Origin of the sequence: Clostridium sp. C1 (assembly GCF_018223625.1) — a bacterium.
In the GTDB taxonomy this organism is placed as follows: Bacteria; Bacillota_I; Bacilli_A; order Erysipelotrichales; family Coprobacillaceae; genus Allocoprobacillus.
Genome location: NZ_CP073631.1, coordinates 432,955 through 457,542 on the forward strand (window position 1 = coordinate 432,955; position 24,588 = coordinate 457,542).

At 31.6% G+C, this 24,588-nt stretch carries 21 protein-coding genes, 2 tRNA genes and 1 pseudogene; 14 read left to right on the forward strand and 10 right to left on the reverse strand.

What is annotated here, in order from left to right; translation table 11 throughout:
* Positions 1 to 124: 124 nt before the first annotated feature.
* From KEC48_RS02205 to KEC48_RS02235, 7 genes and pseudogenes are all read right to left on the reverse strand, one after another.
* A complete protein-coding gene (locus KEC48_RS02205; RefSeq protein WP_087358087.1) occupies positions 125 to 361 on the reverse strand; it encodes a hypothetical protein in 237 nt (78 codons plus the stop codon).
* Positions 358 to 1,443 (reverse strand): annotated as a pseudogene (locus KEC48_RS02210) (ISL3 family transposase); the annotation flags it as partial. The gene KEC48_RS02205 and the pseudogene KEC48_RS02210, both read right to left, overlap by 4 nt.
* Before the next feature lie 49 nt (positions 1,444 to 1,492).
* Positions 1,493 to 1,909 (reverse strand): ATP-binding protein, encoded by a 417-nt coding sequence (locus KEC48_RS16410; RefSeq protein ID WP_211962967.1) that lies wholly within the window; start codon positions 1,907 to 1,909, stop codon positions 1,493 to 1,495.
* Positions 1,900 to 2,250 (reverse strand): ATP-binding protein, encoded by a 351-nt coding sequence (locus tag KEC48_RS16415; RefSeq protein WP_211962969.1) that lies wholly within the window; start codon positions 2,248 to 2,250, stop codon positions 1,900 to 1,902. Before KEC48_RS16415 ends, KEC48_RS16410 begins: the two co-directional genes overlap by 10 nt.
* Positions 2,237 to 2,428 carry a hypothetical protein gene (locus KEC48_RS02225; protein WP_211962971.1) on the reverse strand — a complete coding sequence of 64 codons (192 nt, stop codon included), beginning with the start codon at positions 2,426 to 2,428 and terminating at the stop codon, positions 2,237 to 2,239. The genes KEC48_RS16415 and KEC48_RS02225 overlap by 14 nt, the downstream gene beginning before the upstream one ends.
* 92 nt (positions 2,429 to 2,520) lie before the next feature.
* Entirely contained in the window at positions 2,521 to 3,075 is a 555-nt protein-coding gene (locus KEC48_RS02230) for a DDE-type integrase/transposase/recombinase (protein WP_211964084.1), read from the reverse strand.
* A complete protein-coding gene (locus KEC48_RS02235; RefSeq protein ID WP_211961932.1) occupies positions 3,072 to 3,497 on the reverse strand; it encodes a hypothetical protein in 426 nt (141 codons plus the stop codon). The genes KEC48_RS02230 and KEC48_RS02235 overlap by 4 nt, the downstream gene beginning before the upstream one ends.
* 137 nt (positions 3,498 to 3,634) lie before the next feature.
* Between KEC48_RS02235 and KEC48_RS16135 the strand changes: the two genes are divergently transcribed.
* Positions 3,635 to 3,967, forward strand: coding sequence for a hypothetical protein (locus KEC48_RS16135; RefSeq protein ID WP_249191397.1), 333 nt, complete (start codon positions 3,635 to 3,637; stop codon positions 3,965 to 3,967).
* Positions 3,968 to 4,657: 690 nt separating this feature from the next.
* On the opposite strand, the gene KEC48_RS02250 is transcribed toward KEC48_RS16135, so the two are convergent.
* Positions 4,658 to 5,140 carry a GAF domain-containing protein gene (locus KEC48_RS02250; RefSeq protein WP_205090763.1) on the reverse strand — a complete coding sequence of 161 codons (483 nt, stop codon included), beginning with the start codon at positions 5,138 to 5,140 and terminating at the stop codon, positions 4,658 to 4,660.
* A gap of 54 nt (positions 5,141 to 5,194) precedes the next feature.
* Between KEC48_RS02250 and KEC48_RS02255 the strand changes: the two genes are divergently transcribed.
* The 4 genes from KEC48_RS02255 (at position 5,195) to KEC48_RS02270 (ending at position 10,798) form a co-directional block, all read left to right on the forward strand.
* Complete coding sequence (locus KEC48_RS02255) at positions 5,195 to 6,421, forward strand: HD domain-containing protein (RefSeq protein WP_211964095.1); 1,227 nt, start codon at positions 5,195 to 5,197, stop codon at positions 6,419 to 6,421.
* Positions 6,422 to 6,480: 59 nt separating this feature from the next.
* On the forward strand, positions 6,481 to 7,413 hold the full coding sequence (gene metA / locus KEC48_RS02260) for a homoserine O-succinyltransferase (RefSeq protein ID WP_211964097.1): 933 nt from the start codon (positions 6,481 to 6,483) through the stop codon (positions 7,411 to 7,413).
* Positions 7,414 to 7,548: 135 nt separating this feature from the next.
* Positions 7,549 to 9,396, forward strand: a complete 1,848-nt coding sequence (locus KEC48_RS02265; RefSeq protein WP_211964099.1) for a glucosaminidase domain-containing protein — start codon at positions 7,549 to 7,551, stop codon at positions 9,394 to 9,396.
* Between the two features lie 16 nt (positions 9,397 to 9,412).
* Positions 9,413 to 10,798: a cadherin-like beta sandwich domain-containing protein gene (locus KEC48_RS02270; RefSeq protein WP_211964101.1), complete on the forward strand. Its 1,386-nt coding sequence runs from the start codon at positions 9,413 to 9,415 to the stop codon at positions 10,796 to 10,798.
* An 11-nt stretch (positions 10,799 to 10,809) separates the two neighbouring features.
* Here KEC48_RS02270 and KEC48_RS02275 read toward each other — a convergent pair whose 3' ends face one another.
* On the reverse strand, positions 10,810 to 11,232 hold the full coding sequence (locus tag KEC48_RS02275; protein ID WP_205090768.1) for an NUDIX domain-containing protein: 423 nt from the start codon (positions 11,230 to 11,232) through the stop codon (positions 10,810 to 10,812).
* Positions 11,233 to 11,331: 99 nt separating this feature from the next.
* Between KEC48_RS02275 and pepV the strand changes: the two genes are divergently transcribed.
* The 8 genes from pepV (at position 11,332) to KEC48_RS02315 (ending at position 19,583) form a co-directional block, all read left to right on the forward strand.
* On the forward strand, positions 11,332 to 12,702 hold the full coding sequence (gene pepV / locus KEC48_RS02280) for a dipeptidase PepV (protein WP_211964103.1): 1,371 nt from the start codon (positions 11,332 to 11,334) through the stop codon (positions 12,700 to 12,702).
* A gap of 62 nt (positions 12,703 to 12,764) precedes the next feature.
* Positions 12,765 to 12,850, forward strand: a tRNA-Leu gene (locus tag KEC48_RS02285).
* 12 nt (positions 12,851 to 12,862) lie between these two features.
* A tRNA-Leu gene (locus KEC48_RS02290) sits at positions 12,863 to 12,949 on the forward strand.
* Between the two features lie 47 nt (positions 12,950 to 12,996).
* Positions 12,997 to 15,150: a Tex family protein gene (locus KEC48_RS02295; protein ID WP_211964107.1), complete on the forward strand. Its 2,154-nt coding sequence runs from the start codon at positions 12,997 to 12,999 to the stop codon at positions 15,148 to 15,150.
* Entirely contained in the window at positions 15,150 to 15,491 is a 342-nt protein-coding gene (locus KEC48_RS02300) for an arsenate reductase family protein (RefSeq protein ID WP_211964108.1), read from the forward strand. Before KEC48_RS02295 ends, KEC48_RS02300 begins: the two co-directional genes overlap by 1 nt.
* Before the next feature lie 74 nt (positions 15,492 to 15,565).
* Positions 15,566 to 16,501 (forward strand): MoxR family ATPase, encoded by a 936-nt coding sequence (locus KEC48_RS02305; protein WP_211964109.1) that lies wholly within the window; start codon positions 15,566 to 15,568, stop codon positions 16,499 to 16,501.
* Between the two features lie 158 nt (positions 16,502 to 16,659).
* Entirely contained in the window at positions 16,660 to 17,460 is an 801-nt protein-coding gene (locus KEC48_RS02310; protein WP_211964110.1) for a DUF58 domain-containing protein, read from the forward strand.
* The gene (locus KEC48_RS02315) at positions 17,457 to 19,583 is read left to right on the forward strand and encodes a transglutaminase-like domain-containing protein (RefSeq protein WP_211964111.1); all 2,127 of its coding nucleotides are present in this window, start codon (positions 17,457 to 17,459) and stop codon (positions 19,581 to 19,583) included. Before KEC48_RS02310 ends, KEC48_RS02315 begins: the two co-directional genes overlap by 4 nt.
* 22 nt (positions 19,584 to 19,605) lie before the next feature.
* Here KEC48_RS02315 and KEC48_RS02320 read toward each other — a convergent pair whose 3' ends face one another.
* Entirely contained in the window at positions 19,606 to 20,847 is a 1,242-nt protein-coding gene (locus KEC48_RS02320; RefSeq protein ID WP_211964112.1) for a 6-phosphofructokinase, read from the reverse strand.
* Between the two features lie 178 nt (positions 20,848 to 21,025).
* Between KEC48_RS02320 and nifJ the strand changes: the two genes are divergently transcribed.
* Positions 21,026 to 24,544, forward strand: a complete 3,519-nt coding sequence (nifJ, locus tag KEC48_RS02325) for a pyruvate:ferredoxin (flavodoxin) oxidoreductase (RefSeq protein ID WP_211964113.1) — start codon at positions 21,026 to 21,028, stop codon at positions 24,542 to 24,544.
* Positions 24,545 to 24,588: the final 44 nt, after the last annotated feature.

The following is a 24,588-nucleotide window of genomic DNA, read 5'->3' on the forward strand; positions in this document are numbered from 1 at the left end:
TGGAAAAGACAATGCTTAATTTCATCATGAAATAAAAGCATTGTCTTTTGGTAATCTAAAATAACACGGGGTTGTGGGGTTTTGGATTATAAGAAATTGTGGGAAGGCTGTTCTTCCCACAATTTTAAAACTGTATAGGAGAATCATGATCTGATGATGGGTCATGGTTCTTTTTTTCTGCTTTTTCTATCAGTTTATCTAACTTCAGATTGATTTCCTGAGTCAAGTCATCCAGTTCATCTGCATATTCGTATATCATATTGAGTCTGTATAGTATGTCTTCCAGCAGACGTTGTCTGCTGATAATGCTTACATCATGATTGTCCACAATCAGTGTATAAATCTTTTTTCTTGTCATCACTCTGTAAAATCCCCCTTGTTTTTGATTGGATACAGGTGATATGTTGAGTCTTTATTGAGACTGTACATGATTCTTGTCTTGAAACGATGCCAGTTGAGGTATCCGTTTGAACTGTGTTTCAGCAGCTTGATGGATTTGTTTCTGTTTTCAATCAGGCCGTTTGATATGCGTCTTCCATTTGCCGGCACAAATGAATTCACAATCTCATATTTCCATTTGACCAGTGTATTCCCAAAATCCATCATTTCCTTGATCTGGGAATTCCTGAAGGATATGATCAGCTCTTCTATGTTCTTCAATGCGTTTTTTTCATTGGATCTGCTGTAAAATTCATCCAGCTCATATTTAAGATCATAGGCTAGATCCAGTACAGGGTCATGTCTGACCATGAACTCAAGGATATCATAATAGTTGTAATACCCCTCAAGGGTATGATTGTATATCTTCTTTTCGTTAGGGTCGAATATTCTATTGTCATTGGAGAAGAGCATCCAGTTGAATTTCTTTAATGCATAGTAATGCTTGGATGCTTCCTTTAACTCAAGCTTTTCAGTCTTGGTTTTTTCTTTTTTCTTCTCAAGATATTTTTTTCTGGAATAATACTTATTCATGACATCGATTCTCACTCTGTCAATTTTTCTTCCAAATTCCTGCTTCACATGAAAATGGTCGGTTGCACATATTGCATTTGGAAACATGATTTTCGATACGATTCTGTATGTTTCCCACATGTCAAAGGAAACAATTTTGACATTCTTCCTTTCCTCAAGAGGAATGGAGAAGAAATAATCCATGAGTGTCTGCTTTCTTCTTGACGGAAGGACATCGACAATATTTTGTGTTTCGAAGTCGACAAGAACGCATACGTACTTACTGTGAGCAGACTTGAATGCATAAACCTCATCTATCAGCAGATACTCAGGCAGAGGTCTTCTTGATATGGAGACAAATGAGTCAAATACATGTGCAGCTGTTGTCTGGGATATGTGGTATCGTTCGGCCACATCCCTGAATGTCATGTTTGGCTTTCTCAAATCCTCCAGGATATTATATACAGTCGCCAGAGAGATTCTTGAGCCAGCAACGGTAAAGGGATATAAAAGTCAAGATAATTTGACCAATTTGTTGCAATTAAGTGTTCTCAGTTTTTTTAGGATTTAATTTATCTTTGATTCGATAAGATGGACCTGTGATATTAAATAAATATGAATAATGAAGAATCCTGTCTAATATGGCTTTAGTTATCATTTCATCATTTCCTAATATCTGTGACCATTTATCAAATGAAATATTGCTTGTAAAAATAGTAGATCGTTTAGTATATCTTAAATCAATCAATTGAAAAAATAATTTAGCTTCCAGTGGTGTTATTTCATTAAATCCAACTTCATCAATGACTAGCAGCTTATACTTATAAAAGAGTCTTAGTTTTCTTTCTAATGTCCCCTCATTATATGCCTGTCTTAGTATATTGATTAATTTATTAAATTTAATAAAATATACACTATTTCTTCTTATAGCTACTGTATATGCAATTGCTATTGCCAAATGTGTTTTTCAGTACCAGGGTTACCTACAAATACGATATTTGTAGCATTTTCATAAAAATCCGATTCAATAATAGATCTTATTTTTTCTTCTTTTATACCTGGCTGAAAATTAAAATCATAATCATCAACTTTTCTTAGAAAAGGAAATGCTGCTACTTTTACATTATAAAGTCTGTTATTCTCCTCTTTAGCTATCACTTCCTTATTCAGTATCTTATGCATTACATGCAGTTCTTCTTCAGCTATTTCATTATTCATTACTAATGAATTTAAATATGAATATGCTGATTTCAGTTTTAAATAATTCAATTGTTCCAGTACATCATTAGTCATTGTCATAAATTATATTCTCCAGTTCTTTTAATATTATTTGATTGCTTTCTTTAACTGCCTGCTTATCTGTTTTCTTATAATAAAGTTCATGTTCTTCTTTTATATTAAATTTATTATTAGTAATAGGATGTTTTTCAATAATTTTTCCGTTATAATATATAAGAAGTTCTTTGTTTTGGACCACTAGTCCGACACGTTTTCCAATATATTCTTGTGGTAGGGAATATTTATTGTATTTATACTGGAATAGTGATTCATTTGTAACATAGACTTCATTTAATTTAAGGTGATACCTGCTTCTGATTTCTTTGCTGGGTAACGGAAGCAGATCACCTTTTTCTTTTCTAAAAGAAAATTTCTAGGAAGCCTTGTTGCCTGTGAGGAACGTTCATTATCCTCGTTATTGATTATTTCCAGTTTGTCATGTATATCAGATAATCCGCTATAATAACCGTTATAATTTTTAAGCTGATCCACTATTTTATTTTGTGTCTCAGTTTTTCCTTTGGTTTGAGGTCTATATGGCATACATGGCATAGGTGTTATTCCATAATCTTTACAGAATTCTTCAAATTTACTGTTTAATAAAGCTTTATCATCAGCTGATTTACGAGGCTTTTCTACAAATGCTTTAAGATTGTCAATGACCAGTTCTTTAGGAACACCACCGATTTCTTCAAATGCCTGGGCTAAAAATATTAACAGGTTATCAGTTGTAGGTTTTAATATTACCTGCCTGTAATTATATCTTGACCATGATAAAGTCAGAGTAGGAATATATACTACTGTCTGCGTGCCATTTTTATCTGTAAGTTTAACTTTTTCTTTCATATCGAACTGAGCCTGTTGACCAGGATTGGTTTCAAAACGTTCGATAAAAGAATCGGTTCTGTTATTTTTAAATTTACTATTGAGCTCTTCGTTATCCTTAATGTATCTGAAAATGTCGAACGTGTACAGGTGATACCATGTTCACGTTTCATAAAATAATAAATATGATCGATATAATCAAAATTTCTCTGTTCATCACACAAATATTTGTATATAAGATCTTTATAATCATCTAAATATCTTTTTCTGTTTCTTGTTTTTTTAGGTGCGATACCGTTTAGCCTTCTGCTTAGTGTTTTTCGGCTACAGTTTAATTCTCTTGCAAGTTTAGAAACATTCAATTTAATTTCTCCTTCCTTATAGGCTCTGCTTAACATTAAAGCCTGATCCAAATTATTTATTTTAATGACTGCTGTATTCAATATAATTCACTCCTTTACAGGAAAGAATTATATCAAAAAAGATTACCCTGATTAATGCAAAGTGTAACCACTTATCTGCAACAATTTGGGTAATCTTATTTTAACTTTTATAAGGGATTGGACTCCATAAATGTCTTATGGCATTTTGGACATCTATATCTGCGAGCTCTGTAATTGATGATGCATTTCTTGTTTGTCAGTATGGAATGGTTGATATGCTTGACACTATAGTCCTTGACTCTGTCTGTCATGTTGAGGCAGACAGGACACTGGTGGGGCTTCTTCTTCAGTGTCACATCAATATAGACACCATCCTTCTGATGATGGATATCGAATGTTTCGATATTCTTGTCCTCGATATTGAAGAAAACAAGGAAATCATTCTGGGAAATGATGCAGCTGGACATGGTCGTGGTATTATCACACATCGTCATCACCATCCAAAGCCAATAGAATCTGTAATTTCATAAAACATCCCGTCCTTTCTTTTTCTACATCTTCATGATAGAGGAAATGGAAGCAGAAAGACATAAAGGTCATGTGGTTTGAAAAGAGAAATACAGGTTTCTGGAAAATTTCTTATAGATAAGCAGTTCATCTATTGGGCAGTTGCCAAGCTTAACGATGAAATGGTATATGTGAGACAGTTCGATAATAAGATGATCTGTTGAATCGGAAAGAATGGAAACAATATCATCGAAGGAGACAGCAGATAGGAAAGGAATCATGGGAAAAAGAAGCAACGCATGAGTTTTGCCGCAATGAGGGCATATGACTCTCTGGATGTTGATGGAGCTGTCCTTGAAGTTTCTTTTATAGTAGCCATGAACAGACAAGCCTCTATGAGAGCATTTTGGACATGACAGAAGAGACAAATCTAGTGAAAAGATAACATTGGAATAATTTTTTTGATTAATGGTATTGATTTTTCTGCTGGTTTTTAATATTATCATATTGTCGTTAGGACAAGATGAGACTCAACTTTGGTCGGGAGGGTTTCATCTTTTTTTCTTTCTATAGATTTCAGAAGATATATCCTGATAATACTATTATAGAATTTCCCGTGATTTTAAACCAGCATAAGAGAAAACAAAAAAAGAGATTTCCCGTAAAACTTATTCGTTTTGGGAAACCCCGTGACTTCTTAGACTATCTGTCTTTTATATTCTATGAACTTCTTTTTTAGGCATGACTTTTTCAAAAATTTCTTTTGCAATTATATCTACTATACTTTCTAAGAATTTCTGATCATAAGCTGTAAACCTATTAAAATAAGGAGAATCAATATCTAAAACTCCAACAAGTTCATGACGAACTATAATAGGAATTACAATCTCACTTTTACTGCGTTCATCACAGGCAATATGCCCACTGAATTGGTGAACATCACCGACACATACAGTTTGCTGTAGAAGGGCTGCTTTACCACATACACCTTGCCCTACGGGAATTCTCAAACAGGCAACCTTTCCTTGAAACGGACCTAAAACAAGTTCTTTGTCTTCTAATAGATAAAATCCTACCCAATTAATATTTGGAAGAATTTCATTTAAAAATGCAGAAATATTAGCCATATTAGCAACAACATTTTTTTCATCTTTTACTAATTCATGGGCTTGTTGTAAAAATAATTGTGTATCCATTGCTTTCACTCCTTTTTTGTTATAACATGAGTATAACATAGAGAGGTAACAAAAATGAAGGAAAAGAAATTTGACGGATATGGAATGTTTGAACAACATCCTGATTATCAAAAAGCAATCAAAAGATGTGCGAATATATATCAAAGAAGATATGATTTAAGAAGTGAATTTGCAAGAGATTATACAAGAATTATTTTTTCACAGGCTTATCGCCGATTAAAACATAAAACACAAGTTTTCTTTGCAGTTGAAGATGATCATGTCTGTACACGTAGCGAACATGTGAATCTGGTAGAATCTATTTCTTATACTATAGCACATCAATTAGGTTTAAATACTGAATTAACAAAAGCGATTGCTGTAGGACATGATTTAGGACATGCACCTTTTGGGCATGGTGGAGAAACTATTTTGACACAAATTGCAGAGTCACATCAATTAGATAGATTCTGGCATGAAAAAAATAGCTTACATTTTGTTGATCACATTGAACTTTTAGAAGATAATCAGCATAATCAATATAATTTAAATTTGACTTATGCTGTAAGAGATGGAATCATTTCGCACTGTGGTGAAATGAATCAAAAATACATTCAAAAAAGAAAAGAATATATTGATTTAAACGCTTATCAGTATGCTGGAGAATATAATCCTTTTACCTATGAGGGTTGCGTTGTGAAAATGGCAGATAAAATTGCTTATCTCGCAAGAGATATCGAAGATGCCTTAAGACTTCATGTTTTAAAACAATCACAAATTGATGAATTAAGAGATCAATTAAATCAAATGGGAACTTATCAGTTTTATGCAATTAATAATGGTTCTGTTGTGAATTACTTTATTCATGATGTTGTTGAAAATTCATCGGTTGAAAAAGGAATAGGTTTATCACAGGAAGCATTTGATAAAATGAAAGTTATTATGAAGTTTAATTATCAAAACATTTATTTAATCAAAAGAGTTCAGATTCATGAAAAATATGTATCTTTAATATTAAATTCGCTTTTTGATTTTTTATATGATTATAAACAATATGATGATTTTATACAAAAATTAAAACATGATCTCAATCAATATCCAAAGTTAATCGGTCATTATTTAACATGGTTAGAAAAATATGCATACATAAAACAATATCCAAGAAAAGAACAATACAAGAATCAAATTGTTTATGACTTCGAGAATGATTTTCAAGCATTTGAAAAAAGTATTATAGATTATTTGGCGGGAATGAGTGATGCCTTTATTATTCAAGTCTTTAATGAATTGATTTCTTTTTAAAAGAATATTCAAGTCTTTGATAAAATATGATACAATACTCATTGAAATGAGGGATAATTGTGCCAATTAAAATACCAGATAATTTACCAGCAGCAAAAATATTGAAAGAAGAAAATATTTTTATAATGAATGAAACACGTGCAACGACACAAAGAATTCGACCTTTAAAATTACTTATTTTAAATATTATGCCAACTAAGATTGTGACTGAAACACAATTATTAAGACTTTTATCTAATACACCTCTACAAATAGAAGTTGATTGGATTCATATGGCAAGTCATGATTCTAAAAATGTTTCTAAAGAACATCTTTTGGCTTTTTATAAAACTTTTGATGATATCAAAGACAATAAATATGATGGGCTTATTATTACAGGGGCTCCTGTTGAAAAGTTGGATTTTCATGATGTTGATTATTGGGATGAACTCACAACATTATTAGAATGGTCAAAAACACATGTTTTTAGTTCTTTCTTTATTTGTTGGGCTGCACAGGCAGCATTATATTACTTTTATGGTGTTTCAAAATATTTATTGCCACATAAGTTGACAGGCGTTTATTTACACCATACAAATGTTGAAAAGATGAAAAGAAAAATATTAAGAGGTTTTGATTACCAGTTTTATGCTCCACATTCTCGTTATACAAGTGTTTCTAAAGAAGGTATCGAAAAGATTGATGATTTGGATATTTTAGCTGAGTCAAAAGAAGCAGGGGTTTATATTGTTGCTTCTAAAGATGGTTCACGCTTCTTTGTAACTGGGCATCCTGAATATGATCCAGATGCTTTAGACAAAGAGTATAAAAGAGATTTAGCTAATCCTGATATTATCAGTGAAATGCCTAAAAATTACTATTTGAATGATGATATTCATAATGAAATTCAAGTAAAATGGCGTTCTCACGCTTATTTAATATTTGCTAACTGGTTAAACTATTATGTTTATCAACAAACACCATATAATTTAGATGAATTAAAAGAAAGATGATATTTTATAACATTTCTTGGGAATTTTGTTGTAAAATTCATCTTTTTTGTATGAAAATATATGAAAATAGATTGAATTTCATATTTTCATATAATATAATTTTATTTGGAATGTAATGAAAGAAGGGGTGTTTTAATGAGGAAAAAAGTATTTCAATTGAGTATGTTTATTATCTCTTTAACTTTAATTATGGGGTTATTTATAAATGTGACAAATCAAAATCAAGTAGAGGCAAAGGACGAAGCTCAAAGTGGTCCTGAAATTACAGATTATTTTACTGTTATTAACGAAGATGGAAGTACATCTATTATTGATTTTGATGATATTGAAAATGATGATTCTAAGATTATAGAAGAAACGAAAGAATATGATTTGATTGCCAAAACTGGTGATGAAAAAGAAGTTATTGCAACTTATGAAAGTGAAGAAGAAGCTCAAGAAGCTTTGGATAATAAGGTGAATGCAAAATCTAAATTACGTGCCAGAACCTTTTCTGCTACAACATATGCAGTAGAAGAAAAAACAAAAGATATTGAATATGGTGTTGTATATTTGAATGCAAAAGGTCATGATGGAAATAGTTATTTGACTTATGATAATGTTTTGACTGGTTATGATGGTTATACGACAGGAAGCTATGCTAAGGATGCAGCTTATATTGGAACAGTCAATGGTAAAATTCGTGCAAAACAGGCTGGGACTATTATGGATTTTAATAAAAATGATGTGACTATTGTTGATTATAAAGATAAAGAAACTAAAATTTCTCATTATAAAGTAGAAGATGGCTATTTATATCATATATATTATTATGGAACAAATGGCTCTAGTAAGCAAAGAGTTGGAAAAAAACCAAGCTATTTAAATACAGGAACGACATACTATAGCTACGATGGTCATTATTTCTATACAAGTTATCCAACAATGATTAAAGATTATCAAAATAGCAATACATCTTATCCTAATGCTGTTAATAAATCAAACCCATTTTATAATTACTATCAATTTCTCTCACATCGTTCTAAAACAACTTTAACAGCATCAAACTTTAATGCTATTACAAATGATAAAGCTGGTTCAAGTTCTTCAAAAATGAAGAATATGGGACAATATTATATTGAAAATCAAAATACATATGGTACAAATGCATTATTAATGTTTGGTGTTTCTGGAAATGAGAGTGCTTGGGGAACAAGTGCAATTGCAATGGATAAAAATAATTTGTTTGGACATGGTGCTGTAGATAGTAACCCATATTATGGAGCAAATGGTTATGCTAATCCACAAACAAGTATAAAATATCATGCTGAAAAATTTATTTCTAATGGTTACTTGGATAACGAAGATTGGCGTTATAATGGCGGACATTTAGGAGATAAATTGTCTGGTATTAATGTGCGTTATGCATCTGACCCATATTGGGGAGAAAAAGCTGCAAGTGTTAATTATTATTATAATTATGGAAGTGATTATAATAAATATACAATTGGTATTATTAATGGGCAGCAAAAAAGCTATAAGCTTTATAAAGAACCTAATTCAACTGTAACACATACTTTAGGAAGTGGTAATAGTCCACGTACTTATAATTTACCAGTGATTATTTTAGATACTGTTGCAGTATCTGGTAAGAAATGGCATAAAATTCAAAGTGATACAGCATTAAACAGTTCTCGTACTGATACAGATTGGGATAATAAATATAGTTTTTCAAGGGATTATTTATATATTCCAGCATCAGATGTAACAATTGTTACAAATGGTAGTGATAGTAGTACCTCAGATGGTTCTACATCTTATACACGAGGAGATGTGAATAGTGATGGAAAAGTTGATTCAATGGATATGTATCAAATAATTCAGCATATTTTGGGTAAATCAAAATTAACTGGAAATAATTATAAAGCAGCCGATACTAATTCTGATAACAAAATTGATTCAATGGATATGTACAATGTTATTCAAATTATATTAAAGAAATAAGGAGTTTTATATTTTTATGAAAAAAATAAAAAGTATTTGTATTATTTTGACAACTGTTTTCATGCTTATTAACATAAAAACAGTATATGCAGCTTCATCAATTAGTTTTTCTTCATCTTCACCTAAAGTTGGAGAAAGTTTACGTGTGACTGTTTCTGTTCCAAATGTTAACACTGTAGATTTAAAGGCGACTGTAAGTGGTTGCGGAACGAATGGAACTATTCAAATTGTAGATGGATCAATGACTGGGAACCCAAAAACTTTTTCTGGGAGTGTAACAGTCACGCCTACTTCTACAGGAACAATAACAGTAGCTATAAGTGATAGTTCTAATGCTGTATTAAATGGAAGTTATGTTAGTGTTGGAGGAAGTCGAAAAATAACTGTATCAAATAAACAAAGTTCATCAAACAGTTCTTCTAGTTCATCAAATAACTCTTCTAGTTCATCAAATAACTCTACTAGTTCTTCAAATACAACTACAACTCAAGAACCAGAAGTAAAAAAATCAAGTGAAAAGAATTTATCTTCATTAAGTGTTTCCGAAGGAACTTTATCGCCAAAGTTTTCTTCTGGAACGACAACATATAAAGTTGATTTAACAAGCGAAACAGAATCGCTAACTATAAGTGCTAAAGCTAAAGATAGTAAAGCAAAAGTTTCTGGAACAGGGAAAAAAGAATTGAAAATTGGAGAAAATAATTTTACAGTTACAGTTACTGCTGAAGATGGTAGCAAGAAAACTTATACGATAAGTGTTTATGTGACGGAAAAACCAACACAATTTGTTAAATTGGGTGATCAAAATTTAGGAATTTTAAATGATTTATCTAAAACGGATGTGCCAAAAGGATTTGAAAAATCAACAATAAAAATTGACAATAAAGATGTGACAGCTTTACAAAATAAAGATATGGGATTAACTTTATTATATTTACAAAATGAAGATGATAGCACAGGATTTTATATTTATGATGTAGATAATAATAAAGTTTTGAGTAAATATCAAACTGTAGCTGTTAATGGAAAAACATATGTTCTTATGGATGCCCCAGATAATTTAGAAGCTATCCAAGATTTAAAAACAGCAACTATTAAAATTGGTGATGTTGAATTAAGTGGATGGAAATTTGAAGATGAAGCTTTATCACATTATACACTTGTCTATTTAATGAATGAAGCTGGGGAAACTCAATTATATACATATGAAGATACTGAAGGGACATTACAAAAATATACTCCTGTTGAAGAAGAAAATGATAATACATTAACTTATGTATTTATTGGAACAACAGCTCTATTTGTTGTATCAACTGCGGTACTTGGATATATGTATATAAGTTTTAAAAAGAAATCAATTTCTGCTATAAAAGATTATTATGAACGAAAAAATCAAGGGTAACCTTGATTTTTTTAATCTTCAATATGCATTGATTCGTATTCTTTAAGTGTCATGATGATATCATCATAAATTTTTTTATCTATATACTGAAGTAATTCTGTACTTGATACAAATTGATAATCTGTATGTTCATGAGATAATTGAACATGATCATTTGTCGGTATGGTAAGAAAACCAATACCAACAGTTTGATAATCTGGACGAATAGCAGTAAAAGTATAAACGGGTTTAATAATTTTAATATCTAAACCTGTTTCTTCTTTTAACTCTCTTATTAATGCTTCATGAGGTGTTTCTCCATATTCTAGTCCACCACCTGGAAGTTCCCAATAACCTAATCCATCACTAGATGGACGAACTCTTTTTAAAATAAGTATTTTCTGATGATAAATGACAATTGCTTTGACAGTAATATGAAATTTGATATTTTCCATGTATTTATTCCCTCCATTTTATATATCATAGCATTTTTTTTATAAAAAGTATCCTTTTATTGAAAATGTTTGCTATAATAATTGAGAGGTGAATGAGAAATGATAGATTTTTTAGAAGAAGTATATAAAAGAAAAGATGCAATGATAGAAGATATTCAAACATTATGCCAAATACCATCTGTTTTAGATGAAACAACAGCTAACGAAGGTCAACCTTTTGGAGAAAAGTGTCGTGAAGCTTTAGAAGCTATGTTAGAAATTGGAAAAAGAGATGGTTTTATCTGTGAAAATGTCGATGGTTATGCAGGACATATAGATATAGGAGATCAAGAGGAAACATTTGGAATATTAGGACATTTAGATGTTGTTCCATGTAATGCTAAGGGTTGGAATACTGAACCTTATGGGGCAACATTAGAAAATGGAAAACTATATGGTCGAGGTGTAGCTGATGATAAAGGACCATTAATAGCTGGTTACTATGCTGCTAAAATTATTCACGAATTAAAGTTGCCAGTGAAAATGAAAACAAGAATTATTTTTGGATGTAATGAAGAAAATGGTTCTAAATGTATGCAATATTATTTTACAAAAAAGCCTTATCCTGCAATGGGATTCACTCCAGATGCAGAATTTCCAGTCGTTTATGGGGAAAAGGCAGGGGTTAATTTTAAAATTACAGGAACAATTGATAAAGACAATTTAATTGGTTTATATTCTGGAACAAGACCTAATATTGTACCAGAAGTTTGTGAGGCTTACTTAATAGGATCATATAAACAATATAAAGAATCTTTTTTAGCCTATTTATCAAAATATCATTTAGAAGGTAATATTGAAGAAGAAGGTAATCATACAAAACTAGTTTTAACAGGAAAGTCTGCACATGCTTCTACACCAGAGTTGGGAATCAATGCAGCTGTATATATGTGTCATTATTTAAAAACAGTATCACAAAATAAGCTTGTTGAATTGATTGATCAATACTTCTATGAAGATTGTTATGGGAAGAAACTTGGTATAGCTTATACAGGGTTGATGGGACCTCTCACTGTTAATTTGGGTGTCATTAACTATAAAGATGAACATGTTAGTATGATTTTAGATATGCGTGTTCCTCATGAAGTGACTGATGAACAGTTAACGAAAAAGATGCACCAATGTCTGGAATCTTATTCTTTAACAGAAACACATGAATTAGGAAAAGCATTATATGTAGATCCTCAAAGTGAACTAATTCAAAAACTGCATAATGCATATGTTGAATTTACAGGTGACCATGAACATCAACCACAAGCGATTGGTGGAGGAACATATGCGAAGACTATGCCAAACTGTGTTGCTTTTGGTGTGGAATTTCCTGACAGTGATAATAAAATTCATCAAAATAATGAAGAAATATCTATTGATGACTTGATGAAAGCAACAGCGATTTATGCAAAAGCATTATACGATTTGATTAAGGAATAGAGTGAATTCTCTATTCCTTATTGCATAGAAATAGGATTTTTGTTATAATATATAAGCTAAATGCAGGTGTGGTGGAATGGTAGACACGCTATCTTGAGGGGGTAGTGGAAGTATTTCCGTGTGAGTTCGAGTCTCATCACCTGCACCAATTTATTTTGTTGCATCTGTGGTGGAATTGGTAGACACGCTATCTTCAGGCGGTAGTGGAAGTATTTCCGTGTGAGTTCGAATCTCATCAGATGCACCATTTTAAGCATTGTCTATCAATGTGTTTTTTTATTATTGGAGGATTTTATGAATCAAGAAATTATACAGAAAATAGCTATTCAACTATCTATTTCCAATCAACAGATAGAAAATGTTTTATCTTTATTAGAGGATGGAGCAACTGTTCCTTTTATTGCTCGTTATCGTAAAGAAAAAACGGGAGGTCTAAATGAAGATCAAATTAGAGAAATTTCAAAAGTTTATGAATATCAGTTAAATCTTCAAGAACGTAAAGATGATGTTATCCGTTTGATTGATGAAAAAGGTTTGTTGACAGAAGAATTAAAACAAAATATTCTTAAGGCTTCTAAATTAAGTGAAGTTGAAGATTATTATAGACCATTCAAAGAAAAAAAGAAAACAAAGGCAACGATGGCTAAAGCCAAAGGATTAGAACCATTGGCTCAAGCTATTTTAAAGTTACCAAGAGTTTTTGATTTAGAAAAAGAAGCGCAAAAGTATATCAATGAACAAGTTTCTAGTATTGATGAGGCTATTCAAGGAGCACAAGATATTATTGCTGAACAAATCAGTGATGAACCACGTTATCGTAAATACACAAAAGATATGATATATAAAACGGGAATCTTAACTTCCCATGTCAAAAAGACAAATCCTGATGAAGAAGATGGTATTTATGAAATGTATTATGATTATCAAGAAAGAGTTAAATATATTGCTTCCCATCGTGTTTTAGCCATCAATCGTGCTGAAAAAGAAAAAGTACTTACTGTTTCAATTGAAATTGACGATGAACGTTTTATTCAATATATTGTTCAAGGAGTCATGCGTAGACGTGAATCTTCTTTACAAGGTTTTATTGAAGAAACTGTTAAAGATGCTTTTAAACGTCTTATTTTTCCTTCTGTAGAAAGAGAAATACGTCATGAGTTGACTGAAAAAGCACAGGAACAAGCATTAAATGTGTTCTCTATTAATCTGGAAAATTTATTGTTACAGGCTCCTATGAAAGATAAATTTGTGCTTGGAATCGATCCGGCTTTTAGAACGGGTTGTAAATTGGCAGCGATTGATCCAACAGGAAAGGTATTAGATATCGATAAAGTATTTATTACTATTCCAAAGGATCATTATACAAAAGATGAAAAAATACTGTTATCTATGATTCAAAAATATCAAATTGAAATTATTGCGATTGGAAATGGAACAGCAAGTCGAGAAACAGAAAGTTTTATTGCTCAGTTTATAAAAAAATATCAGCTCGATGTTCAATATGTGATTGTATCAGAAGCTGGAGCAAGTGTTTATTCTGCAAGTGCTATCGCAAAAGAAGAATTTCCTGATTATCAAGTTGAAGAAAGATCAGCTGTATCTATTGCCAGACGTTTACAAGACCCATTGGCTGAACTAGTAAAGATTGAACCCAAAGCGATTTCTGTAGGGCAATATCAACATGATATGAATCAAAAGAAATTAACAGAACAATTAGATTTTGTTGTTGAAAAAGTAGTCAATCAAGTAGGAGTTAACATTAATACAGCTTCACCATCACTATTGCAATATGTTTCTGGTCTGACAATGACAACAGCCAAAAATATTGTGAAATATCGTGAGGAACATGGGAAATTTACTTCTCGTCACGATATTAAAAATGTAAAAAAATTAGGCGATAAAACATATGAACTAGCAGTAGGATTTTTAAGAATTTTATCAGGAAATGAAAAGTTAGATGAAACGAGCATTCACCCTGATAATTATCAGGATGCAATGCATCTTTTAGAATATCTCCATCTTCATAAAGAAGATATTGGAACACCTCGTGCTAAAGAAGTGATTGAAACAACATCTACGCAACAAATTCAAGAGGATTTACACCTTGATTCTTATTTGGTTAAAGATTTATTGGATGCTTTTGTTTCGCCACATCGTTCTCCTCGTGATGAATATAACGTTCCTGTTTTAAGAAAAGATGTCTTAAAAATTGAAGACTTGAAAAAAGGAATGAAATTACAAGGGGTTGTTAGAAATGTTGTTGATTTTGGAGCTTTTGTTGATATTGGTCTAAAAAATGATGGTTTAATTCATATTTCTAAAATGTCTACACATAAAGTGAAACATGCTTTAGATATTTGTCATGTAGGTGATATTTTAGATGTTTATGTTTATGATATTGATTTAAAGAAAAAAAGAGTCGCATTATCTTTATTGGAGGTGGCATAATGCAATTTATTTATTATCCACGCTGTAGTACGTGTTTAAAAGCTTTAAAAAAATTAAAAGAACAAGGTCTTGATATTGAATTAAGGGATATTGTTCAAGAAACTCCAAGTCAAGAAGAATTACTTCATTGGATACAACAAAAAGGGCAAGGAATCAAACCATTCTTCAATACATCTGGTAAAGTTTATCGTGAAATGAATTTAAAAGAAAAAATAAAAGATATGAGTGAACAGGAAGCGGCATTGCTATTATCACAAAATGGAATGCTGATTAAACGTCCAATTCTTGTGGATAATCAAAATATTTATATTGGTTATCAAAAGGAAATCTATGAAAAATAGATTTCCTTTTTTTATCTCTCTATTTTGTAATGAGGAGATATCTGTTATACTAATAAAAAGAATGAGGTGAAAAAATGAATCAAGAAATTAAACAGGCTATACAAGAAATCAAAAAAGCTGTTATTGGAAAAGATGAAGTGATTATGAAGATATTTGTGACACTCCTTTCCAGGGGTCATATTTTATTAGAAGATATTCCAGGTGTAGGGAAAACAAATTTAGCATTAGCTTTATCTAGATGCTTACAAATGGATTATCATCGTATTCAATTAACACCGGATATTATGCCAAGTGATATTGTTGGATTTACAATGTATAATCCCCAAACACAACAGTTTGAATATAAAGAAGGAATTGCTTTTTGTCATTTGCTTCTAGCTGATGAAATGAATCGAACATCAAGTAAGACACAGGCGGCTTTATTGGAATTGATGGAAGAAGGACAAATGACAGTGGATGGGAAAACTTATACTTTGCCACAACCTTTTTGTGTTATAGCAACCCAAAATCCTTATGGATCAGCAGGAACACAATTGCTGCCTGATTCTCAAATGGACCGTTTTATGAGCTGCTTGAGTTTGGGTTATCCACAATTTCAGGAAGAAATAGATATTATGAAAAAACGTCAAACATCTAATCCACTCGACGATATTCATCCAGTATTAACACCGGATACAATTTTGCAATATCAACAAAAGATTGATCAAGTTTATGTTCATGATGATATTTATCATTATATTATGCAAATAATTACAGCCACTAGAACACATTCTCAAGTTGAGCAGGGAGCATCACCACGAGGGTCACTTGCACTGATGAAAACAGCTAAAGCCTATGCTTTTTTAAATGAACGTGATTATGTGATTCCACAAGATATTCAATATGTAGCTCCAATGATTTTAGCACATCGTCTGATTTTGACATATGATGCGAAAATGAATAAAATATCTGCACATCAAATCATAGCTGAAATCTTAAAGACAATTGGAGAACCACAGTTTAAAGTATGAAAAATCTTATCAAATATCTTGTTTTTTTAATTCTTCTTTATTTACTCTGGTTTTTTGTCTTAGGATATTTTTCATTTTTATTGTTTTTCATGTTTTTAAGCTTGTTAGTGTTATGTTTACTTTTAAGTATCATTCCTATGCGAAAAACAACCATAACAATGGAAATACAACCCCATTATTGTTTACGTGATGAAAATGTAACTGTGACTTTTTATCGTCAAAGTCACACGCCTATTGATTGTGGCAAAATTGTGATTGACTATCAGATTATAGATGCTTTTTCTAAGGTGGTAACCAAAGATCATATGACTCTTGATGATCAAAAACAAGATTTAACCATTGCTTGTCCTCATTGTGGACATTATATCATTCAAGTTAATCGCATCAGATGTTTTGATTTACTTCAATGCTTTTCGGTGACCAAAAAATTATCTCTACAAAAATCATTTGATGTCATGCCACATTATTATCCTATAGATATAACGTTACAACAGGTGCATATGTATGATAAACAGGAAGATCATTCATCAATTCATCAAAAAGGTGATGATTATAGTGAAATTTTTGAAATCAGATCTTATCGTGAAGGAGATGAATTAAAACATATTCATTGGAACATGTCATCGAAATTTCAAGAACTTCTTGTGAAAGTTGGTAGTGAACCCCTTCAAGAAAGATGGCTTTTGATGATGGAGTATAAAGAAAATAATGATTTTTATGATGAACAGTTTGATTATTTTTATTCGGTGTGTGTATCTTTATTAAAAGCTAATAAAACTTTTGAGATTGTGACAGCTTCTCAGTATTCATTACAAACACAGTTTGTTGATTCTTTAGATAAACTTGTTGTTTCCATCAAATGGATTATGAAAAAACCTATAGAATCATTAGATTTTTCTTTGATGCCACGTTCTTATTGTTTCATACATGGTCAAAATCTGGAGGTGCATCATCAATGAAAAAAATAAATGGTTTTTCAAAATACATTGCTTTTATGATTGATCTTTTGATGATGGCATTGGGATGTATTGGATTACTGGGAAACTATGTACATTCCTTATATTTTCCAGAGTTCATTTGGTTAAGTCTTATTCTCTTATATATTATAGGAATAGGATTTTATTTCTATTATCAAAAGTATCAGAAGTTACCACAAAAAATATGTGTCATTATTTTTATTGTTTTAATTATTCTATTATTCGTCTTATATCCAATAGAGTTACAATACTTTATACATGAACTTCAAGCGGTTATTGAATTTGATTATTTTTTGAATTTTAATGAGTTGTTACCATTGGAGTTTTATACACGTGACGTGTTTTATCAAATCATTATGCTTTTAATGGGCTTACCGATAATTTATTTTATTGTTTCTTTAATCAGCAATAAACAACTTTCATTTTTAAAAATAATAGGTATGATTCTTTTGTTTATGTTTCCTGTTTTTATTCAACATGAGCTGTCTTTTCAAGAAAGTTATGCTTTTATTATTTTTATTTGTTATGAATTTATAATAACGATAGCTTTAAAACATCAACAAAAACAATATCCATTAAAAATAGTAATCATTTTATTTTTATGTGTGATGTCCTTTATAGCATCTTCCTATTTAGAAACAAATCCTTTGTTTCAACAAGAATCATCTTCGGTTCTATCTCAAATCATAGACTGGGTTTCTAGGGGACAAGGGAATCCACTGAACGTGTTTAATCAAACAGGTATGAGTCGAGATATTGATGGAACATTACCTTCAGGCAATATTCGTCTTGATGATAGCCTGGCTTTGACTGTGCATTCAGAAATTCCTTTTTCATCTTATTTAAGAGCTTATTCACTTGCCAATTATAGTGATAATGAATGGCATGAAGTGTCAGAAAACTTTGAAAATAGCCCCTCATTAACAATGTATAGTGAATGGCTCATGGCTAATTCCATTCCAAGCATTACCTCGCTTCAAATTACACCTCAAAAAGATTATGATTTTCAATTTATTCCTTATTATTTCATCGATCAATATCAACAACATACTGTATATTATGATTCCTATATAGAAAAAACAGATGAACAGTTTTATTCTGTTTATAGTTATGAAGATGATTCTCAAATGGAGTTAGAGGAAGGAGTGTTCTTTGTTCCGGATAATTTTGACGAAACTTATGAAGAATATGTTTATCAACAATATTTGGATGTTCCCGAAGAACTTGATGAGTCACTTACAAATCTGTTAGAAGAAAATGATATTGATTCTTCATCTACGAATATTCCTTTCGTTGTTGAACAAGTTCGAGAGCTTTTATCTCGTCAAGCAGAATATGATTTAAATGCCGGAACATTGCCTTCCAATCAGGATTTTGTAGAATATTTCCTCTTTGAAAATCATAAAGGAAGCTGCACTCATTTTGCGACTGCAGGAGCATTATTATTAAGAGAGATGAATATTCCTACACGTTTTGTACGTGGATATACTATGCAAGAAAGTGATTTTCATAATGGAGAGGCCAAAATCCCAGAATATCGCTCACATGCATGGATAGAGGTTTATGAGAGTCAAAAAGGCTGGATTCCTTATGAAATGACACCATCTGGTCATATTGAAGGGATTAGTCAGATTCTTGATGAAAATGCTCAACAGAATCAGACCAATACCAATACAAATAATCCTACAACAACACAACCAGAAGATGATCCAGTCCAAAATGAAACTGTTGATACACCAACACCATCACAATCATCATCTTATACTTATGTTTATATGTTTGTTGTTATAGCAGGTATCGTTGTTTTCATTTTGATGTATCGCTATCTTTCAACACATTGGTTAAAAATGAAAACAAGGCATATGAACACAAACAAAAAAGTTTTGATTTATTATAAAACTTTATTGAAGTTGAGTCCACACCATTTTATAAATGACGGTGATTTAAAGTCAATTGCTTATAAAGCTAAGTATTCTTCACATGTTTTAACTCATGAAGAATGGCAACATTTTTATCATTTATATAAACAATGGATCATTCAATATGATCAATCCTTAAAATGGTATCAAAAACTTATTTTTAGATATTTGAAAGGTTATAAATAAAAACCACGCCAAAACGTGGTTTTTATTTATAACGTAAATGAGAAATATTACTATAACATGGAATACCATTTTCAAATTGAACAGTGACTTCACCTTGAATTAAAGGAATAAGATAATTGTAGAGTTCAGATGTAATGTCATTATGAGCATCATTAATCCATTCTACAGGTATACGTTGTTCTAAATTTGCAATTTTTAAAACATCCTGATAATTACATTTGATTTGATAAGGTTGATTTTGTAGACGTTCAAAAGTCATCATGATGCCTGTTTGACCTGCCATAGATGCTTGAACTGCAGCCTCGCCAATCTGGAAAGATTCTTCTAAGTCAACCTTTGAAGCAATATGCATAGCACATCTTTGTAAAACATTAAGTTCAATGCTGCGGACTTTACATTTAAATTCCTGGTAGACAAGTGATTCTAAAACTTTTCCTGTCCCGGAATGAAGAACATGACCAAAAGCATCACGTTTTGTATATTTAGAATCAGAATCTAAATACTCACCATTTTCATTTTTGATTCCTTCACTTACAGCTATAATAATATTCTTTTTGTGACGGAACACTTCACGAATATCATCTAAAAATTTTTCTGTAGAAAAAGGAACTTCAGGAAGATAAATCAAATCAGGGGCTTCATTGCATTGAGTTCTGGCAAGAGCACTGGCAGCTGTCAGCCAACCTGCATTTCTTCCCATGATTTCTACAATGGTTACAGCATCCAATTTGTAAATGGAACTGTCATAAGCAATTTCCAACATAGAAGTCGCAACATATTTTGCGGCTGATCCAAAACCGGGTGTATGGTCTGTTCCCATTAAATCATTATCAATCGTTTTAGGAATACCAACAAAACGAATAGAAGATTGAATAGTATTGGCATATGCTGATAATTTAGCCACTGTATCCATTGAATCATTGCCACCAATGTAATAGAAATCAGTAATATTTAATTGTTGAAAAGTATGGAATAATCTCTCGTAAGTTTGAGGATCATCTTGAAAATGAGGTAATTTATAGCGACATGATCCTAGATACATAGCTGGGGAATGCATCAGTTGATCTAAATGTTCCTGATTATCAAAGAGTTCCAGTAAATCTATGTAACGACTTTCCAATAATCCCATGATACCATTAACCATTCCATAGACATGTTCAAATTGTTGACTTTCTTTACAGGCATGGATGATTCCGGCAAGTGAGGCATTAATTGCGACAGTTGGACCACCGGATTGTCCAATAAAACAGTTTCTTTTTTTCATGCGTGACTCCTTTCATTTTTCGCCATTATTCTATCATTTTTTGATTGATAAAAAAAGTGGATTTGACAAGAAATAGAAAATATTGAGATTTTTATGAGTTTATGATGAAAATAAAGTTTTCTTATGGAAATTTCTTATCAATAAGAGTATACTATAGGGTATAGGAGGAAAGAAAATTATGTCTAAAAAGTATTTATCAATGGATGGAAATACTGCTGCTGCACATGTCGCATATGCATTTAGTGAAGTTGCTAGTATTTATCCAATTACACCATCTTCTCCAATGGCTGAAAATGCGGAAACATGGGCTGCTCAAGGAAAGAAAAATATTTTTGGTTCAGCAGTTAATGTTATCGAAATGCAGTCAGAAGCTGGAGCTGCTGGAGCTGTACATGGAGCATTGCAAGGTGGTGCGTTAGCAACTACATTTACGGCATCTCAAGGTTTATTATTGATGATACCAAACTTGTATAAAATTCAAGGTGAATTATTGCCTGGTGTATTCCACGTGGCTGCCAGAGCTTTAGCAACACGTGCTTTAAATATTTTTGGGGATCATCAAGATATTTATGCATGTCGTCAAATTGGTGTTCCTATGATTTGTTCTCATAGCGTTCAAGAAGTTATGGATTTAGGAGGTATTGCACATTTAACTGCAATTAAAGCGAGTGTTCCTGTGATTCATTTCTTTGATGGATTTAGAACTTCTCATGAAATTCAAAAAGTAGAAGTCATGGATTATGATGTTTTAGAAAGTTTATTAGATAAAGAAGCATTAAAGAAATTTAAAGCTCAGGCATTAAATCCACATACAAATCCAATTGAACGTGGTGGAGCAGAAAACGATGATATTTATTTCCAAGGTAGAGAAGCACAAAATAAACATTATGAAGCTGTTGTGGAAGTTGTTGCTGACTACATGAAAAAGATTTCAGAAATCACTGGTCGTGAATATGCACCATTTACATATTATGGAGCAAAAGATGCATCACGTGTGATCATTGCAATGGGTTCTGTGACTGAAACAATTAAAGAAACAATTGATGAAATGAATAAACGTGGAGATCGTGTTGGATTGGTTAAAGTTCATCTCTATCGTCCATTCTCACCAAAATATTTATTAAGTGTTTTACCAGAAACTGTAGAAAAAGTTGCTGTATTAGATCGTACAAAAGAAATGGGAGCAACTGGTGAACCATTATACTTAGATGTATGTTCAGTTTTAAAAGATACAAAGATCAAAGTGATTGGTGGACGTTATGGTATGGGTTCTAAAGATACAACACCACGTCAAATCAAAGCTGTTTACGATCATTTATTAGATGAAAATCCATTTACATCATTTACAATTGGTATTAATGATGATGTAACTCATCTATCATTAAAAGAAGATGAAAACTTCCATGTTGATGCAGATTATACATCTTGTTTATTCTATGGTTTAGGATCAGATGGAACAGTGTCAGCGAATAAATCTTCTATTAAGATTATTGGTGATCATACAGATTTATATTCACAGGCTTATTTTGCATATGATAGTAAAAAAGCAGGTGGAGCAACACGTTCTAACTTAAGATTTGGTCATACACCAATTCGTGCAACATACTATGTTAATAATGCTGACTTTATTTCTTGTTCATTAGATAACTATGTATTGAAATATGATATGTTGAAAAACTTGAAAAAAGGTGGAACATTCTTATTAAATACAGAATTTGATGAAAAAGAAATTGTTGATTATTTACCAAATAAATTAAAGAAACAATTAGCTGATAAGAATGCTAAATTCTATATTATTAATGCAACAAAGATTGCTAGTGAAATTGGCATGGGAAGACATACAAATACAATTCTTCAATCTGCGTTCTTTGCATTAAATCCACAAATTTTACCAGTTGATAAAGCTGTTGAATATATGAAAGCAATGGCTAAGAAAACATATGGTAAAAAAGGTGATGCTGTAGTAGAAATGAACTATAAAGCTATTGATGCAGGAAAAGATGCTATTGTTGAAGTTCCTGTTGATGCAAGCTGGTCTGATTTAACAGTGACTGCTACAAGAGCAAGAACTGGTGACGATTACTTTGATAACTTCGTTGCACCAATCAATGCCTTAGATGGTTATGATTTACCTGTTTCAGCATTTATGGATAAATTAGATGGTTCAATGAAATCTGGTGTTGCGATTAAAGAAAAACGTGCGATTGCTATTGATGTACCACGTTGGGAAAAAGAAAACTGTATCCAATGTAATAACTGTGTTATGGTTTGTCCTCATGCAACAATTCGTGCTTTCTTAATTGATGAAGATGAAATGAAAGCTATGCCAGAAGATATTTCAAATGATGTTTTAAAACCAATTGGTAGAAATGTTGATGGATTAGTTTATCGTATCCAAGTTTCTCCAGATAACTGTGTTGGTTGTGGATTATGTGTGACTGAATGTCCAGGTAAAGCTGGAAAGAAAGCTTTATCTATGGTGCCAGTGAAAGAAGAATTACCACATGCTTCTTTAGCTGATCATATTTATTCAAAAGTGACATATAAAGCTGATCGCTACCCAACAACAACTGTTAAAGGTGTTGGATTTATGCGTCCATACTTTGAAGTATCTGGTGCTTGTGGTGGATGTGGTGAAACACCTTATTATCGTTTAGCTTCTCAATTATTTGGAGCTGATATGAGAATTGCAAATGCAACTGGATGTAGTTCAATTTATAGTGGTTCTACACCATCAACACCTTGTACAATAGATGAAAATGGACAAGGACCTGCATGGGCTAACTCATTATTTGAAGATAATGCTGAATATGGATTTGGTATGAAATTAGCTGAAAATTATATGGCTAAACGTATCTTAGAAATCATTGAAGGAAATAAAGCTGAATGTGAACCAGAACTTCAAACTGTATTAGATCAATATGCAAGTGTTAAAGGTCAAAGAGTTGAAGAAAGAAAACTCTATGATCAATTAGTATCTTTAGTTGAAGCTTCAAAATGTGAAGGTATCAAAGAATTATTAGATATGAAAGGTGAACTTGTTACAAAATCTCAATGGATTATTGGTGGAGATGGATGGGCTTATGACATCGGTTATGGTGGATTAGACCATGTTCTTGCTAATGATCAAAACGTTAATATCTTAGTTCTTGATACAGAAGTTTATTCAAATACTGGTGGACAATCTTCTAAATCTTCACAAGCTGGTTCTATTGCTAAATTTACTGCTGGTGGTAAAACAGTAGCCAAGAAAGATTTAGCACAGATTGCTATGGCATATGGACATGTTTATGTAGCACAAGTGGCTATGGGAGCTAATCCAATGCAAACAATTAAAGCATTCAAAGAAGCTGAAGCATATGATGGACCATCATTAATTATTGCTTATTCTCCATGTATGGAACATGGTATTAAAGGTGGTTTAGCAAATCATCAACAACAACAAAAACATGCTGTTGAATGTGGATACTTCAACTTATTAAGATATGATCCTCGTTTAGAAGAACAAGGAAAGAATCCATTACAGTTAGATTCTAAAGAACCTGATTTCACAAAATTCAAAGATTTCTTATTAAGTGAAAACAGATTTGCACAATTATCTAAAGTCAATCCAGAACATGCTGAAGGATTAATGGATAAATGTGAAAAAGATGCTATGAAACGTCGTCATCGTTTAGATGTTATGGCTAATGAATAGTGATATGAAAGATTGAAAGTGATTATACTCTTTCAATCTTTTTT